Source organism: Mycobacterium hackensackense (assembly GCF_025822555.1).
Lineage (GTDB): Bacteria > Actinomycetota > Actinomycetes > Mycobacteriales > Mycobacteriaceae > Mycobacterium > Mycobacterium fluoranthenivorans.
In genome coordinates, this window is the sequence record NZ_JACKUC010000034.1 from 151851 (window position 1) to 170802 (window position 18952).

19 protein-coding genes are annotated in these 18952 nt (G+C 68.5%); 11 read left to right on the forward strand and 8 right to left on the reverse strand.

The features are described 5' to 3' along the window. The first annotated feature begins 13 nt into the window (after positions 1–13). Positions 14–502 carry a DNA-deoxyinosine glycosylase gene (locus H7J86_RS26865; protein WP_267294715.1) on the forward strand — a complete coding sequence of 163 codons (489 nt, stop codon included), beginning with the start codon at positions 14–16 and terminating at the stop codon, positions 500–502. Positions 503–511: 9 nt separating this feature from the next. Next, positions 512–967 (forward strand): SRPBCC family protein, encoded by a 456-nt coding sequence (locus tag H7J86_RS26870; RefSeq protein WP_090364024.1) that lies wholly within the window; start codon positions 512–514, stop codon positions 965–967. On the opposite strand, the gene H7J86_RS26875 is transcribed toward H7J86_RS26870, so the two are convergent. The 4 genes from H7J86_RS26875 to H7J86_RS26890 all read right to left on the reverse strand — a co-directional run bounded on the left by H7J86_RS26875 (position 968) and on the right by H7J86_RS26890 (position 4958). Further along, on the reverse strand, positions 968–2347 hold the full coding sequence (locus tag H7J86_RS26875) for an HNH endonuclease signature motif containing protein (RefSeq protein ID WP_267294717.1): 1380 nt from the start codon (positions 2345–2347) through the stop codon (positions 968–970). A 124-nt stretch (positions 2348–2471) separates the two neighbouring features. After that, complete coding sequence (locus tag H7J86_RS33645; protein ID WP_090364027.1) at positions 2472–2732, reverse strand: ribosomal protein L7/L12; 261 nt, start codon at positions 2730–2732, stop codon at positions 2472–2474. After that, positions 2716–4113, reverse strand: coding sequence for an amidase (locus H7J86_RS26885; protein WP_267294719.1), 1398 nt, complete (start codon positions 4111–4113; stop codon positions 2716–2718). Before H7J86_RS26885 ends, H7J86_RS33645 begins: the two co-directional genes overlap by 17 nt. Before the next feature lie 17 nt (positions 4114–4130). After that, positions 4131–4958, reverse strand: a complete 828-nt coding sequence (locus H7J86_RS26890; RefSeq protein WP_187096559.1) for a helix-turn-helix domain-containing protein — start codon at positions 4956–4958, stop codon at positions 4131–4133. Positions 4959–4985: 27 nt separating this feature from the next. Between H7J86_RS26890 and H7J86_RS26895 the strand changes: the two genes are divergently transcribed. Genes H7J86_RS26895 through H7J86_RS26905 form a run of 3 tightly spaced genes read left to right on the forward strand, consistent with a single transcriptional unit; the run spans position 4986 to position 6364 of the window. Beyond that, complete coding sequence (locus tag H7J86_RS26895; protein WP_267294721.1) at positions 4986–5453, forward strand: VOC family protein; 468 nt, start codon at positions 4986–4988, stop codon at positions 5451–5453. A gap of 23 nt (positions 5454–5476) precedes the next feature. Further along, on the forward strand, positions 5477–5914 hold the full coding sequence (locus H7J86_RS26900; RefSeq protein WP_090364032.1) for an HIT family protein: 438 nt from the start codon (positions 5477–5479) through the stop codon (positions 5912–5914). 3 nt (positions 5915–5917) lie between these two features. Beyond that, positions 5918–6364 carry a nitroreductase family deazaflavin-dependent oxidoreductase gene (locus H7J86_RS26905; RefSeq protein ID WP_267294723.1) on the forward strand — a complete coding sequence of 149 codons (447 nt, stop codon included), beginning with the start codon at positions 5918–5920 and terminating at the stop codon, positions 6362–6364. On the opposite strand, the gene H7J86_RS26910 is transcribed toward H7J86_RS26905, so the two are convergent. Together H7J86_RS26910 and H7J86_RS26915 are read right to left on the reverse strand one after the other, a co-directional pair. Next, entirely contained in the window at positions 6361–7416 is a 1056-nt protein-coding gene (locus H7J86_RS26910; protein WP_267294725.1) for an LLM class flavin-dependent oxidoreductase, read from the reverse strand. The genes H7J86_RS26905 and H7J86_RS26910 overlap by 4 nt on opposite strands. A 7-nt stretch (positions 7417–7423) precedes the next feature. After that, on the reverse strand, positions 7424–8257 hold the full coding sequence (locus H7J86_RS26915) for a uracil-DNA glycosylase (RefSeq protein WP_267294727.1): 834 nt from the start codon (positions 8255–8257) through the stop codon (positions 7424–7426). Between the two features lie 69 nt (positions 8258–8326). Between H7J86_RS26915 and tap the strand changes: the two genes are divergently transcribed. The 5 genes from tap (at position 8327) to H7J86_RS26940 (ending at position 17205) form a co-directional block, all read left to right on the forward strand. Beyond that, positions 8327–9550, forward strand: coding sequence for a multidrug efflux MFS transporter Tap (gene tap / locus H7J86_RS26920; protein WP_090364038.1), 1224 nt, complete (start codon positions 8327–8329; stop codon positions 9548–9550). Positions 9551–9626: 76 nt separating this feature from the next. Next, positions 9627–12263: a LuxR C-terminal-related transcriptional regulator gene (locus H7J86_RS26925; RefSeq protein ID WP_267294729.1), complete on the forward strand. Its 2637-nt coding sequence runs from the start codon at positions 9627–9629 to the stop codon at positions 12261–12263. Positions 12264–12298: 35 nt separating this feature from the next. Next, the gene (locus H7J86_RS26930) at positions 12299–13663 is read left to right on the forward strand and encodes an FAD-binding oxidoreductase (protein WP_187096565.1); all 1365 of its coding nucleotides are present in this window, start codon (positions 12299–12301) and stop codon (positions 13661–13663) included. A 2-nt stretch (positions 13664–13665) separates the two neighbouring features. Beyond that, positions 13666–16008, forward strand: a complete 2343-nt coding sequence (locus H7J86_RS26935; RefSeq protein WP_267294731.1) for an arylsulfatase — start codon at positions 13666–13668, stop codon at positions 16006–16008. 6 nt (positions 16009–16014) lie between these two features. After that, positions 16015–17205 carry an FAD-dependent monooxygenase gene (locus tag H7J86_RS26940; RefSeq protein ID WP_267294733.1) on the forward strand — a complete coding sequence of 397 codons (1191 nt, stop codon included), beginning with the start codon at positions 16015–16017 and terminating at the stop codon, positions 17203–17205. Between the two features lie 12 nt (positions 17206–17217). Here H7J86_RS26940 and H7J86_RS26945 read toward each other — a convergent pair whose 3' ends face one another. Beyond that, positions 17218–17781 carry a YdcF family protein gene (locus H7J86_RS26945; RefSeq protein WP_090364046.1) on the reverse strand — a complete coding sequence of 188 codons (564 nt, stop codon included), beginning with the start codon at positions 17779–17781 and terminating at the stop codon, positions 17218–17220. Between the two features lie 134 nt (positions 17782–17915). On the opposite strand from H7J86_RS26945, the gene H7J86_RS26950 reads away from it, so the two are divergent. Then, positions 17916–18299 carry an STAS domain-containing protein gene (locus H7J86_RS26950; protein WP_267294735.1) on the forward strand — a complete coding sequence of 128 codons (384 nt, stop codon included), beginning with the start codon at positions 17916–17918 and terminating at the stop codon, positions 18297–18299. Between the two features lie 24 nt (positions 18300–18323). Here the strand turns inward: H7J86_RS26950 and H7J86_RS26955 are convergent, their stop codons facing one another. Beyond that, entirely contained in the window at positions 18324–18932 is a 609-nt protein-coding gene (locus H7J86_RS26955) for an LGFP repeat-containing protein (protein WP_090364049.1), read from the reverse strand. Positions 18933–18952: the final 20 nt, after the last annotated feature.

Consider the following 18952-nt stretch of genomic DNA (forward strand, 5'->3'; position numbering starts at 1 on the left):
GATCGTGGCTGGAATGACCGACGTCCTGCGCGGGCTGCCACCATTGGTCGGTGCCGGCGCCCGCTTGCTGATCTGCGGCAATATGCCCAGCGTGATGTCGCTGGCGGCGGCCGAGTACTACGGCAACCCGCGCAACGCGTTCTGGCGGATCGCCGGTCAGGTGTACGGGTTCACCGCGGACGCGCCGTACCCGGAGCGGGTGCAGTCGCTGCTGGCGCACGGCATCGCGGTGTGGGATGTGCTGCGGACCTGTATCCGCCCAGGCAGCCTGGATTCCGCGGTGCAGCGCGACAGCATGGTGCCCAACGACTTTGCGGCCTTCTTCACCCAGCATCCGTCGATCGAGCGGGTGCTGTTCAACGGGGCGGCCGCCGAGACGAACTACCGCCGGCTGGTCGGCGTCACCCCGGTGCCCGCCGTGCGGCTGCCGTCCACCAGTCCGGCGCAGACCATGCGCTTCGCCGACAAACTGGCGATCTGGCGCGCCGAACTGGCCGACTAGGATCGCGCCATGAAAGGTTCAGTGACCGTACACATGAACGCGCCGGCCGACCAGGTCTGGAATCTGATCGCCGATGTTCGCAACACCCCCAAGTACTCACCGGAGGTGTTCGAATCCGAATGGCTGGATGGTGCGACCGGACCCGCGCTGGGCGCGCGATTCCGCGGGCACGTCAAACGCAACGAGATCGGGCCGATCTACTGGACGACGTGCCGTGTCACCGCCTGCGAGCCTGGGCGTGAGTTCGGCTTCGAAGTGCTCGCCGGGGACAAGCCGGTGAACAACTGGCATTACGCCCTGGCCCCCGCCGGTGACGGCACGGACGTCACCGAGTCGTTCTGGATGACGCCCGGCCTGCTCGACACCGTATTCGGTATCTTCGGCGGCCAGTTGCGCACCCGGCGCAATATCCGGGACATGACCACCACCCTCAACCGGATCAAGGCCGAGGTCGAAGCGGGCTGATCACCCGGATGTGTCCTGGGCCTGGCCCGGCGGTCCGTCACCCAGGATCTGTTCGGGGTGGTGGTAGAGGTTGGTGCGGGCTTGGCCGGTGTCCAGTAGCGGTGGGGGGATCCATTCGACACTGCCTGTGGTGGTGAGGACGGTTTTCCAGCCGCCGTCTTTGACGAGGCGGTTGTGCGGGCCGCAGGCCAGCACCAGTTGGTCGATATCGGTGGCGCCGCCCTGGGCGAAATCCTGCACCGCGTGGTGGGTTTGGCAGCCATACGCCGGGACCCGGCAGCCGGGGAACGTGCAGCCCCGGTCGCGGTAGGTGAGCACCAGACGCTGATCAGCACTGGCGCAACGCCGGGTCCGCCCGAAATGCAGGGGCCGCCCGGTCACCTCATCGAACACCGCCAGGCACAACAACGAATGCGAGGCCAGGCGGATAACCTCACGCATCGGCACCCGACTGCCCGCCGCGGTGACCGCGTGTCCGGTCGCGGCGTCGAAATCGGCGACGGTCGCACCCAAAACCACCGTCACCGGCAACCCGTTGTGCTCACCCAAGTCACCCGACATCAACGCCTCACGGGCGACGGTGATCAACGCATCGTGCTGGCGCTGCCCGCGGGTGCGGGTATCGGCATCGATCGCCTCCTGCGACGGGGTGCCCTTGGTACACGGGGACTCATCGGCGGGATTACACATCCCCGGCCCGGCGAGCTTGCCCAGCACCGGTTCCAGATACGCCCGCCCCTGCGCGGTCAGGGTGCCATGGAATTCACTGTTGCCGTCCTCGTCCTGCGGACCCAGCACAAACGTCCGACGCTCCTCACCCCGCTCGACGTCCTCGTCATCACTCGGTTCGGGCCCGTCCGGGTCCAGCACCGCCAGCAGATGCTTGGCCAGCGCGCGCAACGTGTCCGGGTCATGGGCGCTCGCGTACCCGGCCAGCCGGGCCTCGGCATCGGCACGGGTCGGCTCATCCACCCGAAACGGAATCTTTTTCATGGTGGTGGTGATGATGCGGACATGCTCGGCGGTGATCTCCCCGCGCGCCTGCGCAGCCGAAGTGCCCGGATACACCGGCGCCAACGGCTGCCCTGTCACCGCCCGCCGCGGGGCCAGCAGTTCCCCCTCGGCCAAGCGGCGCCCGGCCTCCTGCGCGGAGAGCCGCAACCGGATCCCCAACGCATCCCGCCAACTCCGCGCACCCAGATCACCCGGGCTGGCGTGGGCTTTCACCGCCGCCATCACCCGATGCTGAATCGCCGGAACCCGCCGATACACCCGCTCCAACACGGTCTGAACATCCAGCAACTCGGCCACCGAGGCACCGTCAAAGACCGCGCCCGACAGCTTGTCGAGCACCGCCTCCAGATCGACCACACCCTCCATGACTCGAACACTAGTACGAACCACCGACACACGAGCGAGTTATCCACAGCCCAAGAAATCATCCACAGATCCACCCGCACAACAGGATTCGATGTTGCGCCAAGCGCGAGACAGTGCTAGCGCGCTACCCCAGCCGATCCACGATGTCCTTGGCCTCCTTCAAGCCCAACCCGGTCTCGTCCCGGAGCACCTTGATGGCCTGGATCTTCTTGCCCTGCAAGACGAGATTGCGGACCGTCGTGCTCGCCCAGGTCTCGTTGGGATCCCCCACCGGTCGCGGCGGCACCGCACCGCCCACCATCCGTTCCAGTGCCGCCACCCGGCGCTCGAGTTCCTCGACCCGACGCTGCACATCGCCGTCGCTTGCGCTACCGAACAGTCCCATGGCTCACAGTGTGCACCGGCGGTCGTCGATGCGCCCACGGCCGGGCCGACTCGATCTGCGCGCCCAGCGACAACAGCGTCGCCTCGTCGGACGGTCGGCCGATCAGCTGGATCGACATCGGTATCCCGTGGGGGTCCAGTCCCCACGGCACCACCGCCGCCGGCTGCCCGGTGACATTGCACATGGCCTGGAACGGCACCCGTGCTGCCACCAAGGCCAAGGTGGAGATGGCACCGCGGCGCTGATATGCCCCGATCCGCGACGGTCCGGTGGCCGCGCCGGGGGTGAGGACCACGTCGACGTCGTCGAAGACGGACAGCACCCGCGCCGCGATGGCCGGCTCGGCGGCCCGGATCGCGGCCATCCTGCGCTCGGACAACAAACCGCCTATCCGGGCGAAAGCCCTTGTCCGGGAATCCAGCCGCTCCGGGTGCGGCAACATCTGCACATCGTCGTAGACACCGCGGAAGTACCGCGGCAAGGCGTGGCCGTACACCACGCCGAGCGGATAGTCCGGGTCCCGTTCGATGACCTCGTGGCCCAGATCGCGAAGCAGCCCAACGGCTTCGGTGACGGCGGCGCGCTGCGGTGCACCGACCCGTGCCGTCACCCCGGGCGGCACCTTGAGACTCACGGCGATCCGCAGCCGGCCGGGCGCTCGTGCCGCCGCCGCCACGAAATCGCCACCCGGGGCGGTGACGTCGAGGAACAGCGCGGCATCTGCCACGGTGCGCGCGACGGGGCCGTTGGCCACCAGACCGCACCAGGAGTTCTCGTGCGGTGCCGTGGGCACCCGGTCACGCTGCGGCTTGATCCCGAACAGACCACACCAGGTGGACGGCACCCGGATCGATCCCATGCCATCGGAGCCCAGCGCGATCGACGCCAAGCCGGCGGCCATCGCCGCACCACTTCCCCCGCTGCTGCCGCCGGGGGCGAAATCGGTGTTCCACGGGTTGTGCGTCGCTCCGTAGCTGAGGGTTTCGGTGAACGGCCAGATCATCATCTCCGGCACCGCGGTCTTGCCCACGATGACCGCACCCGCGGCCCGCAGCCGCCGCACCACCTCGGCGTCCTCGGTGGCGGCCGGGCCGTGCGCGCTGCTCCCGTAGGTGGTCACCTCTCCGGCGACATCGGTGTCGTCCTTGATCGCCACCGGCACGCCGAGCAGCGGCAGCCGCTCCCCGGCGTCCAGCCGGACCTGCGCCGCGGCGGCCTCCGCCCGCGCTGATTCGGCGAGAACGACACGGTACGAACGGATCTCGGGATCGATATGCGCAATCCGGTCCAGGAACAGCTCAAGCAGATCAGGCGCTCTCAGGGTTCCGGCGGCCAGCATGCGGGCGTGTTCGGCCGCGCCCGCGAACGCGATATCGCTCATGATGGCCACGGTAGCGCTCACGGCCCGTGTGCAGTGGCGTACTCCCCCGGCGTGCAACCGAGCATGAGGCGAAAGTCGTTGATGAAATGAGCCTGGTCGTACCAACCCAGCCGGATCGCCAGGTCGGCGAAATCGATGCCGGGCGTGCTCTCGATCTCCAGGGCCGCCTGCTGCAGCCGGTAGCGGCACAACACCCATTTCGCCGGGACCCCGACATAATGCGCGAAAACCCGCTGCGTGGTGCGGGTACTCCACGGCGAGATCGCCATCACCTGTGTCACCCGGTGCAGGGTGGTGTCCTGCTGCATCCGCTCGATCAGTCCGGTGAGCTCCCGGTAAACGGGATCGGCCGGCGCGCGGACGTCCCCGATCGCGTCATCCAGGCGCGAGCGCACCGCGTCTCGATCCTCACCGAATTCGATTGGCGCACCGAAGAGGTCGTCATCCGCGGGTTGCACCAGACCGGTGAGTTCTGCGGCGTCGCGGCCGAATCGCGCGGTGAACCCGCCGGGCCGGAAGCGGGCGCCCACCACGGTGCCACGCTCGGCGATGGTGGTGCGGAACACGCGTGGCACCACGCCGTGCACCAGTGTGTTCGGCAGCGCGAAGCCGTGCCGGGCGGCGTCATCGCCCCACTCCCTGGTCAGGTGCAACGACGGGAAGGTGATGACGGTGCTGTCGTACGGCCCCTCCGCCCGGCGGTCCCACCGCACCGACCAGAAATGTTCGACGAATCGGCCGGCAGCGTCCGACGGCGGCCAGCGGCGCAGCTCGAAGGCCGCGATGCTGCCCGCCCGCCCCACCACACCCCGGACCGGCGCTGGCGTGTTTTTCCAAGCCGCCACGGGCTCAAGGCTACGAAACTGGCCGATATGAGCAGCACTCCGATCCCCCAGGGTTACACCAGCCTGACCCCGTTCCTGTGCGTCGACGGCGCGGCCGCGGCGATCGATTTCTACACCGAGGCGTTCGGTGCCACCGTGATCAGCCGGATGGATGGCCCGGATGGGACCGTCACCCACGCGGAATTGGACTTCGGCGCGGGCCGGTTGCAACTCGGCGATCCCCAGGATGCCTACCAACTGGCCGCCCCGAACCGGGGTGCATTCGCCACCGAGTCGATCGGGTTGTACTGCGCCGATGCCGACGCGGTGGTGGCACGTGCGGTGGATGCCGGCGCCACCGTCCGGGAACCCCTGCAGACCTTCGTCACCGGTGACCGATTCGCGTCCCTCATCGACCCGTTCGGGCGGCGCTGGACCGTGATGACCCGCGTCGAAGACCTGACACCGCAAGAGCAGGAACGCAGGCTTGCCGAGTGGGCGTCCTCGAACACCTGACGGAGGGCGGCTAACGTGGCGGCATGACCTGCGTGTTCTGCTCCATCGTCACCGGCGCCGCCCCCGCGATCAGGATCCACGAAGACGACGACTACCTGGCGTTTCTCGACATCCGGCCGTTCACCCGTGGCCACACCCTGGTGATCCCCAAGCGGCACACCGTGGACCTGACGGACACCCCGCCGGACACGCTGGCCGGGCTGACGGTGCTGGGCCAGCGCATCGCGAAGGCGGCCCGGGTATCCGGCCTGCACGCCGACGGCAACAACATCGCGATCAACGACGGCAAGGCCGCCTTCCAGTCGGTCTTTCACATCCACCTGCACGTGGTGCCACGCCGCACCGGCGACAAACTGGCGTTCGCAAAGGGCCTGGTGCTGCGCCGCGATCCGGATCGCGAGGAGTCCGCACGCCTGCTACGTGCGGGGTTGGCGAGACTGGAGCACACCGCGCAGGATTGACCCATGACGCATCTGTCCCCGATAGAGCAGGCCGGCCTGCGCGTGCTGCACCTGCACGACCTGCTGTACCAGAAGACCAACGGCCTGATCGGTCACCGGGTCCCGGGCTTGCCCAACAGCCTGCTGCTGCACACCGTGGGCGCCAAGACCGGGCAGCCACGCGTCAACACGCTGAGCTACGCGCGTGACGGCGGTGACTACCTGGTGGTCGCGTCGATGGGGGGCGCACCGCGCTCGCCGGGCTGGTACCACAATCTCAAGGCCCGGCCGGAGGTCGAGATCAACGTGGGCACAAGGCGGCTGGCGGCCACGGCACGCCCGATCCTGCCCGACGACCCGGATTATGCGCGGCTGTGGCAGTTGGTGAACAAGAACAACGCCAACCGTTATGAGGCCTACCAGCGCAAGACCAGCCGGCCCATCCCGATCGTCGCCCTGAAGCCTGCTTAGAGAAGCTCCTTCGCGAGCAATTCCAGCGTAGTCACCCGGGCCGGCGCGGTGGAAGGCGAGGTGCCGCGGTACGCCGAGCCGACCGGGCTGATCATCACCTCGTCGACATCGAATTCCTCGGCGAGCGAACGGATCTGCTCGGCGGCCTCGGCCGGGTCGCCGAGCACGGTGCGGGCCCGGCCCGCGTCGATGATGAGCTGTTCCTGCGCCGAGACGGTCGCACCGAGCGCATCTTCGACCAGATCGAGTGGCCCCAGCGGCCGACCGGTGCGCAGCCGTCCCATCATCTGCAGGTTCGGCAGTAGCAGATCCTCGGCCTCGGCGCGGGTCTGGGCCACCGACGCGTTGACCGTCAAGAACGTGGTGGGCTCGGAAAGCTCTGCGCTGGGCCGGAATTCAGCCCGGTAGGCGGCCAGCGCCTCGGCGGTGCCCTGCCCGCTGAAATGGTTGGCGAAAACGTACGGCAACCCCTTGGCCGCCGCCAGGTGCGCCGAATACATCGACGAGCCGAGCAGCCACAGTCGCGGCTCACTGGCCGCGGCAGGGGTGGCCTTCAAGATGTAGTCCTCTTGCTGCGCCACGCCGCCACGGGTCAGTGCCACCCGCACACCACGAGCACCCATCAGGGCGGCCACATCGTCGAGATACTGCGGGAACCGCTCGATATCCGTATCGTCACGGCCGGCTGCGCCGCGCAAGGCCACCGACGTGACCGGGTCCGAGCCGGGCGCACGGCCGATCCCGAGATCGATACGCCCCGGGGCGGCAGCCTCCAGCAGTGCGAACTGCTCCGCGACCGCCAGCGGCGCATGATTGGGCAGCATCACCCCACCGGAACCGAGCCGGATATGCGAGGTCTGGGCGGCCAGATAAGCGATCAGCACCGGCGGACTGGTGGCCGCCACCGCCGCCATGTTGTGGTGCTCGGCCACCCAGTATCGGCTGAACCCCAGCCGATCGGCGGTCTTGGCCAGCGCCGCCGTGGCTGCCAGCGCATCGGCGGTGGACTGGTCCGACCGGACCGGGACGAGATCGAGCACAGAAAGACGCACGACTGCGTCAACGCCGGGTGATGCCGGAACGTTCCCGTGCCTGTACGAACACCTCATCGAGCATGGCCGGTGTCAGCCGGCCGGTGAACATGTTCTGCTGGCTGGGGTGGTAGCAGCCCAGCAACGTGCGGCCCGTGGACAGTGTCGCCACCGCGCCATGACCGAACACCGGCTTCGCCTGTCCGGCAAGCTCCTCGGCGAGCAGTCCCTGGGCGATCTGCCAGGCAAAGCCGCCCAGCGCCACCACCACCCGCACGTACGGCGCAACCAGCCGCCATTCGGCGAGCAGCCACGGCGCACAGGTCAGCCGCTCCGCGGGGGCGGGCTTGTTGGCCGGCGGGGCGCAGCGCACCGGCGCCACGATCCGCACGCCGTTGGCCCGCATCCCGTCGGCGGCGTCGACGCTGAGACCGGAACTGACCAGGCCGGCCCGGTGCATCGCGGCGAACAATTGGTCGCCGGACCGGTCCCCGGTGAACACCCGGCCTGTGCGGTTGGCTCCGTGCGCGGCCGGCGCCAGCCCGACCACCAGGACGCGGGGGCGCGCCGCCCCCCAACCCGCCACCGGGCGGCCCCAGTAGGGCTCGTCGGCGTAGGCGCGCCGTTTGGTCACGGCGATCTCTTCTCGCCAGCTGACCAGGCGTGGGCATGCCGCGCACACCGTGCAGGCGGCGTCGAGTTCGGCGACCGTTCCCGCGCCGGCGGCCAGCGCCGCGACGGCCTCGGGATCGTGAGCCACCGGCGTCGTGGATTTCGCCCGATCCCCCGGCCAACCCGTCCCGGGTGGCACCGGCGAGGCGAACAGCCGTCCGGTGCGTGGATGAGGAAGCTCGCGGGGCACGCGATCATCCTGTCTGAAATTCGATGGCCGGGTATGGCGAAGCGCTGTTAGATTCTCCGGCGAGACGCCATGAACACACGCCCCCGCGGCCCAGCGCTGCTCATCCTGTTCGCTGCCCTCATGGCGGGATCCGGCAACGGCATCTCCATGATCGCCTTTCCGTGGCTTGTGTTGCAACGCAACGGATCAGCTCTTGATGCGTCGATCGTCGCGATGGCCGGGACTCTGCCACTGCTGGCATCCACCGTGATCGCCGGCACCGCTGTCGACTACATCGGCCGGCGACGGGTCTCGATGCTCGCCGACGCACTGTCTGCCCTGTCCGTCATCGCCGTGCCGGTCATCGCGCTGATTTTCGGTGTGCACGCCGTCAACGTCGCGGTACTGGCAGGTCTGGCCGCGCTGGGCGCCGCGTTCGACCCGGCCGGGATGACGGCACGGGAGTCGATGCTGCCCGAGGCCGCCGCGCGCGCGGGCTGGACACTCGATCACGCCAACAGCATCTACGAGGCGGTGTTCAACCTCGCCTACATCGTCGGGCCGGGCATCGGCGGCCTGCTGATCACCACCCTCGGCGGGATCAACACGATGTGGGTCACCGCGGCCACCTTCGGCTTCTCCATCGCGGCGATCGGGTTGCTGCGGCTGGAGGGCGCGGGCAAGCCGAACCGCGAGGCACTGCCCGAACGTGTGTGGGCCGGCGTCGTCGAGGGCCTGTCCTTTGTGTGGAACACCAAGGTGTTACGCACGCTGGCCATCATCGATCTGACGGCCACCGGGCTGTACATGCCGATGGAGAGCGTGCTGTTCCCCAAGTACTTCACCGACCGCAACGAACCCGCGCAGCTGGGCTGGGTGCTGATGGCGCTGTCGGTGGGCGGCCTGGTCGGCGCGCTGGGATACGCGGTGCTGTCGAGATACCTGAAGCGGCGCACCACCATGCTGATCGCGGTGATCACGCTCGGGGTGGCCATGACGATCGTGGCATTCCTGCCGCCGTTGCCGGTGATCCTGGTGCTGTGCGCGATCGTCGGTTTCGTCTACGGCCCGATCGCACCGATCTACAACTACGTCATGCAAACCCGGGCACCACACCACCTGCGCGGTCGGGTGGTCGGCGTGATGGGTTCGCTGGCGTATGCGGCGGGGCCGCTGGGTCTGCTGCTGGCCGGGCCGCTGGCCGATTCGGCCGGATTGCACACGACATTTCTCGCGCTGTCCCTGCCGATGCTGGTGATCGGCGTGGTCGCCGTCGCCTTGCCGTCACTGCGCGAACTCGACCGGCCCGTCTAGCACACCGGGTCAATCGGTCCGACCAAAAACCCAATAATGCTAGGCATTTCCTGGGCACGCCTTTTACGCTGCCTATGTGCGTTTGACGTGGCCGTTGACGGGCCGCACCGAGGAGATCCGAGCTGTTCGCGCGGGGGTGTCGGACCCTGACTCAGCCGGGATCGTGGTGTGCGGTCCGGCCGGTATCGGCAAGAGTCGCATCGTGCGCGACGCGCTGCAGGGCACCGAGTACCGCTGGATCGTCGGCACCACCTCCGCACGCGACATCCCGCTGGGCGCCTTCGCCGCGTGGACCACCTCGGCTGACGATGACCGACTCAAGTTGGTCCGGAGCGTGATCGAGGCGGTGACCGCGTCGCCGGCGGGACGTCCGGTCGTCATCGCGGTGGACGACGCCCACCTGCTCGACGACCTGTCGGTGTTCGTGCTGCATCAGATCGTGCAGCGCCGGGCGGCGAAACTGGTGCTGACGGTACGCGACGGGCGCGACGGGTCCGGGGTGCCCGACAGTGTGCGGGAGATCTGGAAGGATCCCGGTCGAGCCGCGGGGACGGGCACCGACAACCTGGCCTTCGACAGGCTCGACGTGCAGCCGCTGGCACCCCAGGAATCGGCGGAGCTGCTCGCCGCCACGCTGAACGGGCCGGTCGATCCCGACGCGGCCACCCGGCTGTGGAAACTCACCCGCGGCAACGCGCTGTATCTGCGCAACATCGTCGAGCAGGAACTCGCCGACGGCCGCCTGGAGCTACGCGGCGGGTGCTGGCAGTGGGGCGGTAAACCGGTGCTGCCCAGCAGCCTGGTGGAACTCATCGATTCCCGGTTCGGCGATCTGCCACCGGCCGTCGGCAAGGTGGTCGACGCGTTGGCGGTCGGGGAACCCATCGAGCTGGCGGCACTGCAGCGCATCACCGACCACGAATCGGTGGAGGATGCCAACGTTCGCGGGCTGATCACGTTGGATCACAGTGATTCCGGTGTGCAGGTTAGGATTTCGCATCCGCTGTACGGCGAGATACGCCGGATGCGGGCACCGTCGACGACGCTGCGCCGGCTGCGTGGCCTGGTGGCGACCGAGCTGGCGGCCGGACCCGATCGCGACAAGATGCGCATGGTGGTACGCCGCGCCAGCCTCAGTCTGGATTCCGACCTGCCGCCCGATGCCGACCTGTTCGTGCACGCGGCGCGCGGGGCGATCTGGCTGGCCGATCTGGGTCTGGCGGACCGGCTGGCGCGGGCCGCCATCGCCGGCGGAGCCGGGGCCGACGCGCACTTCCTGCACGCCCACGCGTTGTCGTGGTCCTTTCAGGGCGAGGAGGCCGAGACCGCTCTTGCCGCGCTGACGGCGCAGAACTGGGATGACCGCGACCGCGCCAGATTCGCCTATCTGCGGGCCACCAACCTGCTGTGGGCTCTGAGCCGGCCGGACTGCGCCAAGGCCCATATCGATGCGGTGTCGGTCGGACCCGAGGGCCGCAGCTGGATCGACGCCTTACTGGTCATCTACTGGTTCGCCACCGACCAACCCGAGGCCGCACTGGAGGCGGCCAAGGTCCTGAACCTGGCCGAACTGCCGGGCGTGGTCGGCCCCGAAACGGCCTTCGCGCTGACCGTCGTCACCGGCGACGCGGGCCGCACGTCCGAAGCGCTGAAAACGGCAGAGACCGGATACACCACCACGGTGCGCGCCCACGATGCGCCCCCTATGCGGTTCAACATCGCCGATGCCGAGCTCAGTGCTCTGCTCCTGGCGGGCCGGCTCAGCGATGTGTGGCCCGTGGCCGAACGCGTCCGCGAGCAATCTGCGGAACTGCCCGGGGCCGCCCACGCACTCGGTGCGGCGATCGCCGGCCGGGCAGCGCTGGGGACCGGCAGATTGCACGAGGCCTGCAGCCTGCTCGACCAGGCGGCCGTGGCGTTTGCCACCAATCACTCCACCGGGTGGGGCTACCGGTACAACGTCGTGCGCGCCACCGCGCTCGCGATGCGCGGTCGAAGCGCCGAGGCCACCGCGATCCTCGACGAGATCGACGCCCAGCAGCGCCCGTTCCGGTCCCTGGACTACGAGCGCAGTATCGGTAGGGCCTGGGTGGCCGCGGCTCAGGGTGTGGTGAGCGAGGCCGCGAACATCTTGTCGGCAGCCGCGGACACCGCAGCGGCCAAGGGCCAGTTCGCCGCCGAGGCGATGTGCCTGCAATTGGCCACGCAGTTCGGTGCGCACTCCCATGGCGCCAGGTTGGCCGAACTGGCCACGGTGACCGAAGGTCCCCGGGCCGGCCTGGCCGCTCGATTCGCCGCCGCGCTACACGATGACGATGCCACCGAATTGAGCTCGGTGTCAGAGGAATTCGAGGCGATGGGCGATCTGGCTGCGGCGATGGACGCCGCCGCGCACGCGGCGATCGCACACCGTACCCACGACCGGCGCGGTTCGGCATTGAGCTGTTCGGTGCGCGCCGAAGCACTGGCAACGCAGAGCGGGGTGGTCACTCCGGCGCTGTTGCAGGCCGCCGACCCGTTCCCGCTCACCGCACGCGAATGCGAGGTCGTGGCGCTGGTCGCGGTGCCGCTACCCACCAAGGCGATCGCCGAACGTCTGCACCTGTCCGCACGCACGGTCGAAGGCCACGTGTACCGGGCCATGCACAAGACCGGCACGACCACCCGTGAGGAACTCGCCGAGCTGTGGCGTAAGCGGCGGCGCACGGAGTGAAACCCCACCGGTGGCGCCGGCCATACACTGGCCCGGTGAGCTCCACCCTGGACAGCCTGATCGCGGCATTGCCCGAGGGCACCGTGGTCACCGATCCCGATATCGTCGCCTCCTACCGGCAGGACCGTGCCGCCGATCCCCACGCCGGCACCGCATTGGCCGTGGTCCGGCCGACCCGCACCGAAGAGGTGCAGGCGGTACTGCGCTGGGCCACCGGCCATCAGATCGCGGTGATCCCGCGGGGCGCGGGCACGGGGCTTTCCGGTGGCGCCACCGCTCTCGACGGCGCCATCGTGCTGTCCACCGAGCGGATGCGCGATATCACCGTCGACACCGCCACCCGAACCGCCGTCGCACAACCGGGGCTGCTCAACGCCGAGGTGAAGAAGGCGGTCGCGGCCTACGGGCTGTGGTATCCGCCGGATCCGTCGTCGTTCGAGATCTGCAGTATCGGCGGCAATATCGCCACCAACGCCGGTGGCTTGTGCTGCGTGAAATACGGTGTCACCACCGATTACGTGCTCGGTCTGCAGGTGGTGCTGGCCGACGGCACCGCCGTGCGACTCGGCGGCCCACGGCTCAAGGACGTCGCCGGCCTGAGCCTGACCAAGTTGTTCGTCGGGAGCGAGGGCACGCTCGGTGTCATCACCGAGGTGACGCTGAAACTGCTTCCCGCCCAGCACAGCCCGTGCACGGTGGTGGCGTCCTTCGACTCGGTGGAGGCCGCGGCCCGGGCGGTGGTCACGATCACGGGAAAGATCCGGCCGTCGATGCTCGAGTTCATGGACTCGGTCGCCATCAACGCCGTCGAGGACAAGCTGAAGATGGGGCTGGACCGCAACGCCGCGGCCATGATGGTGGCCGCGTCGGACGAGCGTGGTCCGGCGGGCGCGTCGGATGCCGAGTTCATGGCACAGGTGTTCACCGACAACGGCGCCACCGAGGTGTTCTCGACATCCGATCCGGAGGAGGGCGAGGCCTTCGTGGCCGCCCGCCGGTACGCGATCCCGGCCGTCGAGGCCAAGGGCTCACTGCTTCTTGAGGATGTCGGCGTGCCGCTGCCTGCGCTGGCCGACCTGGTCTCCGGGATCGCGAAGATCGCGGCACAGCGCGAGGTGCTGATCTCGGTGATCGCCCATGCCGGCGACGGCAACACACATCCGCTGATCGTGTTCGATCCCGCCGATACCGATATGGCGCAGCGCGCCGAGCTCGCGTTCGGCGAGATCATGGATCTTGCCGTCGCGTTGGGCGGCACCATCACCGGTGAACACGGTGTGGGCCGGCTCAAGCGGCCCTGGCTGGCAGGGCAGATCGGGCCGGAGGCAATGGAACTCAACCGGCGGATCAAGGACGCGCTGGACCCCGCCGGCATCCTGAACCCGGGCGCGGGGATCTAGCCGTGTCCTTCGAGGGAATCGTCGCCACCGATGTGCGGGACTCCACCCCGGACTGGGCGCCCTATCGCGAGGCGCAGGCTCCCGCAGGGGCACCCAATGTGCTGTACCTGCTGTGGGATGACACCGGGATCGCCACCTGGGACTGCTACGGCGGTCTGGTGGACATGCCGAATCTCCGCCGGATCGCCGACCGCGGCGTCCGGTTGACCCAATTCCATACCACCGCACTGTGTTCGCCCACCCGCGCCGCATTGCTGACGGGCCGCAACCCGACCAGCGTCGGGGTGGCGTCGGTGCTCAACCTGGCCGACGGCTTCCCCGGACACCACGGCCGCATCCCCGCGGAGTCGGCGCTGCTGTCCGAGGTGCTCTCGGAGCGCGGCTGGTCGACCTACGCCGTCGGGAAATGGCATCTGGCGCCCATCGAGGACTGCCAGGCCGCGGGCTCCCGCCGATACTGGCCGCTGCGTCGCGGATTCGACCGGTTCTACGGATTTCTCGACGGGATGACCGACCAGTGGTACCCCACCTTGGTCCGGGACAACGACCCGATCGATCCGCCGGCCAGCCCGGAGCAGGGCTATCACCTGTCCAAAGACCTGGCCGACAACGCCATCGGCTTCCTTCGTGATCACCGCGCGGCCGCGCCCGACAAGCCCTGGTTCATGTATCTGTGCCCGGGCGCCGGCCACTCCCCCCATCAGGTCGCCCCCGAGTGGGCCGACCGGTACTCCGGCAGCTTCGATATGGGCTACGAGCGCTACCGCGAGATCGCCCTGGCCAACCAGAAGGCCCTCGGCCTGCTCCCGCCGGACACCGAGCTGTCCCCGATGAATCCGTACGCCGACGCCACCAGCCCGGACGGAATTCCCTGGCCGGACAATGAGAATGTCCGGCCGTGGGATTCGTTGTCCGAGGACGACAAACGGGTGTCCTGCCGGATGGCCGAGGTGTTCGCCGGGTTCTTGTCCTACACCGATGCGCAGATCGGCCGGATCCTGGACCACCTGGAGGACACCGGCCAACTCGACAACACCCTCGTGGTCGTCATGTCCGACAACGGGGCCAGCGGCGAAGGCGGCCCGAACGGCACGCTGGACGAATCGGTGCCGATGCTCGGCGGATCCCACACCACCGAGGACGGCCTGCGCCTGTTCGGCGAACTCGGCGGGCCGGCCACTGCGATGAACTACTCGAACGGCTGGGCCATGGCGTTCAACACGCCGTACAAGCTGTTCAAGCGGTACGCCTCGCACGAGGGCGGGATCGCCGACCCGTGCATCGTCTCCTGGCCGGCCCAACTGTCCGCCCACGGCGCGGTCCGCGACCACTACGCCCATGTCAGCGATGTCACCCCGACGGTGTATGACCTGCTCGGCATCGGCGATATCACCACCGTCAACGGTATCGAACAGACTCCGTTGGAGGGCACGAGTTTCGCTGCCGCTCTGCGGGATACCGATTCCGGAACCGGTAAGCACACCCAGTTCTACTCGATGATGGGCACCCGCGGCATCTGGCACGACGGCTGGTTCGCGGGCACCGTGCATCCGCCCACCGCGGCCGGACCGCGCGGCTGGGCGGCATTCGACCGGGATCGCTGGGAGCTGTTCCACATCGAGACCGACCGCAGCCAGATCCATGACCTGTCCGCGCAACATCCCGACAAACTGGCCGACCTGCAGGCGCTCTGGCACGAGCAGGCCCTGCAATTCCGGGCCTATCCGTTGACCGACCTGAGTGTGCAGGAGATCGTGCTGCGCGCGGCCGCCGCGATCGGCGAGCCCGCGTCGCGGGCGGTCTTCTACCCGGGTACCCCGGCCGGGCACACGGCGTTTCGCGGGCTGGTGCGCGGCAGGTCGTTCACGTTGCAGGCGGCGGTATCGCTCGAGCGACCGGATGCCGAGGGCGTGTTGTTCTCCCAGGGCAGTCGCACGAGCGGGCAGGTGCTGTTCCTGACGGATGGGCATCTGCACTATGTGTGCAACGCAGGCGGTCAGGAGCAGAAGGTCACCTCGGCGCATCCGATTGCGTTGGGACGCAGACTCTTCGAGGTGCGCTACGCCCGCACCGGCGCGGTCGACGGCACCATGGACATGGTCGGTGACGTCGCATTACTGGTCGACGGACAGCTGGCGGGGACGGCGGCCCGGGTGCGGATGACCGGGCTGGACATCATGCAGACCGTCTCGGCGGGTCGCGGTGTCACCTACTCGGTCTCGGCTGCGTACACCTCGCCGTTCCCCTTCACCGGCGGCGGATTCGACGAGGTCGTCCTCGATTTCACCGGCCGCGACACACATGACGACGGCGCCGTGGTCGATACCGCCTTCAGACGGGATTAAACACCGGTGACTTTGCACGCCCTTATTTCGGGTGCAGGTATCGCCGGGCCCGCGCTGGCCCACCAACTCAACGCCCGCGGCTGGCAGACCACCGTGGCCGAACGGTACCCGCAGCGCCGCGACGAAGGACAGAATGTCGATATCCGTGGCGCCGCACGGGAAGTCGTGCGCATCATGGGTATCGACGAGGCGGTGCGCGCGGCCAACACCGGCGAGGTGGGGATGCGCTTCGTCCGAGCGGACGGTTCGGCGGCGGCATCGTTTCCCGTCGACGCATCCGGTGAGTCCGATGGTCCCACAGCAGAATTGGAGATCCTGCGCGGCGAGCTGTCGCGCATCCTCGTCGAGCGCACCGAAGCGCAGACCGACTATCGTTTCGGCACCCAGCTCTCCGACGTCGTCGATCACGGTGATCACGTCACCGCCGTACTGGACGACGGCACCTCGGTGGACGCCGACCTCCTGGTGATCGCCGAAGGGCTGCATTCGCGTTCACGCCGCTTCGTCACCGGCGCCGAGGTCACCCCGCTCGGGATGTACCTGGCCTATGTCACCGTGGCCCGGCGGGATGACGACGGCCGTTGGTGGAACTGGCAGCATGTGAGCCGATCGCGCAGTGTGCACGTACGCCCGGACAATCTCGGCACCATGCGCGCGGTCCTGACCTTCATCTCCGATGTCCGCGGTATCGACAACCTGGACGAGGCCGACCAGATCGCGATTCTGCGAAGCACTTTCGCCGACGCCGGGGGCGCCGCGCCGCGCATCCTGGACGAGCTCGACCAAGGTGCGCCCATGTACTTCTCGACGGTCGGCCAGGTGCACACCCCCACGTGGAGCAAGGGCCGTGTCACCTTGCTCGGCGATGCCGCCTTCTGCAATGCCACCTTCGGCGGCGCGGGTACCAGTCTGGCGCTCATCGGCGCCTACATTCTGGCCGGCGAGCTGGGCGTGGTGGCCGATCATCGCGCGGCACTGGCGAGCTATCAGCGACTGATGAAGCCCTTCGTCGGCGCCGCACCCGCTGTCAGCGCGGGCGGGCTTCGCATGATGAATCCGCGCACCGAAACCGGAATTCGCGTGATCCACGCGGGTGCCCGCCTCGCCACCAGCCCGATCGGCAAGACGATCGGCAAGGTGGCCGGACGCAGGTTCGCAGGCGTTCGCCTGCCGCTGCCGGACTACCCGGTGCCGTGAGGGCCCGCGGCGCTAGCTGATCGGGACCAGCGGGCTGAGCACATCGTGCACGAACTGCACGATGTTGGTTTGCGGTGATCCGTCCGGAAAGCTCACCGTGGCCAGCAGGTTGCCACCGGCGTCGACGAAGTTCCCGTCGGCCCGGTCCTGATGGGTCGACGACGTCACCAGGATGATGCCCGACGTGCCGGCCTGTTTGGCCAACGGCACCGAGAACTGCGCGTTCTGGACGGTGCTGTTGGCCTTGTCCTCCTTGATGATCCGGTCGGCCGGAAAACCGAGCGTCTTGAGCAGGAAGCTCATCGTGCCGGCCTCGGTCTTTCCGTTCTGCGGGTTGCCGCCGGTGACGATGATCGGTGACTGCGGGAACATCTGGGCCACCGCCAGACCGGTGAGGACGCGGCGCCGCAGGATCGGGCGCATGTCACCCTGGGGTGTGAGGCCGTAGCCGAGGATCACGATCGCCGGCTTGGAGAAGTCCTTACCCCCCGGCGCGGGCGCCGCCTGGGCCACCGGAGCGATACCACCCCACAGACCCGCAAGCGCCAGCACCACCGCCGCAATCCGGCTACGCATCACCGCAGATTCCCCTCGTCACTATTTGACGTTAGCGCCACTAAGGGTTCGTCGCACCGGCGCGCGCCGGTGTTACGTCAACTGCGGTGTGGAACACTCCAAAGACACCACGAGTGGACGAGACGGAGGGGCCGATGAGCCAGCAAGATCCGGACGTCAGGGCGACTTCCGCGGCGAACACGTGCGAAATCGTCGAGCGCCGGGTCGGGGCCGTCACCGTCATCGAGGTGTCGGGAACGGTCGACATGATCACGTCGCCACAGCTGGAGGCAGCGCTCACATCAGCGATGACGGGCGCACCGCAGGCCATCGTGGTGGACCTCAGTGCCGTCACGTTCCTGGCGTCGACCGGCATGGGTGTGCTGATCGCGGCGCGTGACGAGCTCCCGGCCACCACGCCGCTGGCAGTGGTCGCCGACGGACCCGCCACCAGCCGGCCGCTCGATTTGATCGGCTTCGCCGACATCCTGAACATGCGGCCGACGCTGGACGCGGCGCTGAGCGTCGTCACCGGCTGAGCTCGACGCCGCTTTCGCCGGCGTCTACAGCCCGGCCGGCACGACCTTGCCGTTGACCGTCACCTCGACCTGGCTGGTCTTGGGATCGAAGGAAATCCTGCCGTGCTCGAACGTCGTGACGAGAAGCCCGTCGTCGGCGTTTTCGTCGCTGGTCGGGACGCCCAGCGGACCTGCCGACCCGTTCTCGCCCGTGATCGCGGGCACGCCGTCCGGGTCGCGCTGGACATTCCACGCCTCCCGGATCTTGCCCCAGGTGATGTACGCGGGCGTGCCGTCGTCATCGTTCTTGGCCACGATCACGCCGCCCTGAAACTGCTGGAACACCACCCCGCTGTCGCGCGTTCCGGCGTTGTGGTCGCCCGTCAGCGCCACGCCGAGAGCGTCCTTCTGACTCGGGGTGGCCGAGGCGTACTTGACCGCGATGGGGCCGGTCAGCGTGACCTCGACGTCCCTGTCCCCGATCAGTTTCACCTCGGTCGGCGGCACCGGGGCCTCGGACGTGGCGACCAATCCCACCTGAGGCGGCACCGGCGCCCCGACGTTGCCGCCGTTGCTGTAGGCCAGGGTGATCAGCGCGACGGCGGCCACGCCGCCGGCGGCAGAAGCGGCACGGCGGTATGCGGTCGTCCCCATGGATTCCTCTTTCGGGTCTG

Bases quoted from the DNA above. Each gene is read 5' to 3' on its own strand.
- H7J86_RS26900 (WP_090364032.1), top strand. From the start codon at position 5,477: ATGACCTGCGTGTTCTGCTCCATCGTCACCGGCGCCGCCCCCGCGATC.
- H7J86_RS26870 (WP_090364024.1), top strand. From the start codon at position 512: ATGAAAGGTTCAGTGACCGTACACATGAACGCGCCGGCCGACCAGGTC.
- H7J86_RS26885 (WP_267294719.1), bottom strand. From the start codon at position 4,113: ATGAGCGATATCGCGTTCGCGGGCGCGGCCGAACACGCCCGCATGCTG.
- H7J86_RS26895 (WP_267294721.1), top strand. From the start codon at position 4,986: ATGAGCAGCACTCCGATCCCCCAGGGTTACACCAGCCTGACCCCGTTC.
- H7J86_RS33645 (WP_090364027.1), bottom strand. From the start codon at position 2,732: ATGGGACTGTTCGGTAGCGCAAGCGACGGCGATGTGCAGCGTCGGGTC.
- H7J86_RS26945 (WP_090364046.1), bottom strand. From the start codon at position 17,781: ATGCGTAGCCGGATTGCGGCGGTGGTGCTGGCGCTTGCGGGTCTGTGG.
- H7J86_RS26875 (WP_267294717.1), bottom strand. From the start codon at position 2,347: ATGGAGGGTGTGGTCGATCTGGAGGCGGTGCTCGACAAGCTGTCGGGC.
- H7J86_RS26955 (WP_090364049.1), bottom strand. From the start codon at position 18,932: ATGGGGACGACCGCATACCGCCGTGCCGCTTCTGCCGCCGGCGGCGTG.
- H7J86_RS26950 (WP_267294735.1), top strand. From the start codon at position 17,916: ATGAGCCAGCAAGATCCGGACGTCAGGGCGACTTCCGCGGCGAACACG.
- tap (WP_090364038.1), top strand. From the start codon at position 8,327: ATGAACACACGCCCCCGCGGCCCAGCGCTGCTCATCCTGTTCGCTGCC.
- H7J86_RS26905 (WP_267294723.1), top strand. From the start codon at position 5,918: ATGACGCATCTGTCCCCGATAGAGCAGGCCGGCCTGCGCGTGCTGCAC.
- H7J86_RS26865 (WP_267294715.1), top strand. From the start codon at position 14: ATGACCGACGTCCTGCGCGGGCTGCCACCATTGGTCGGTGCCGGCGCC.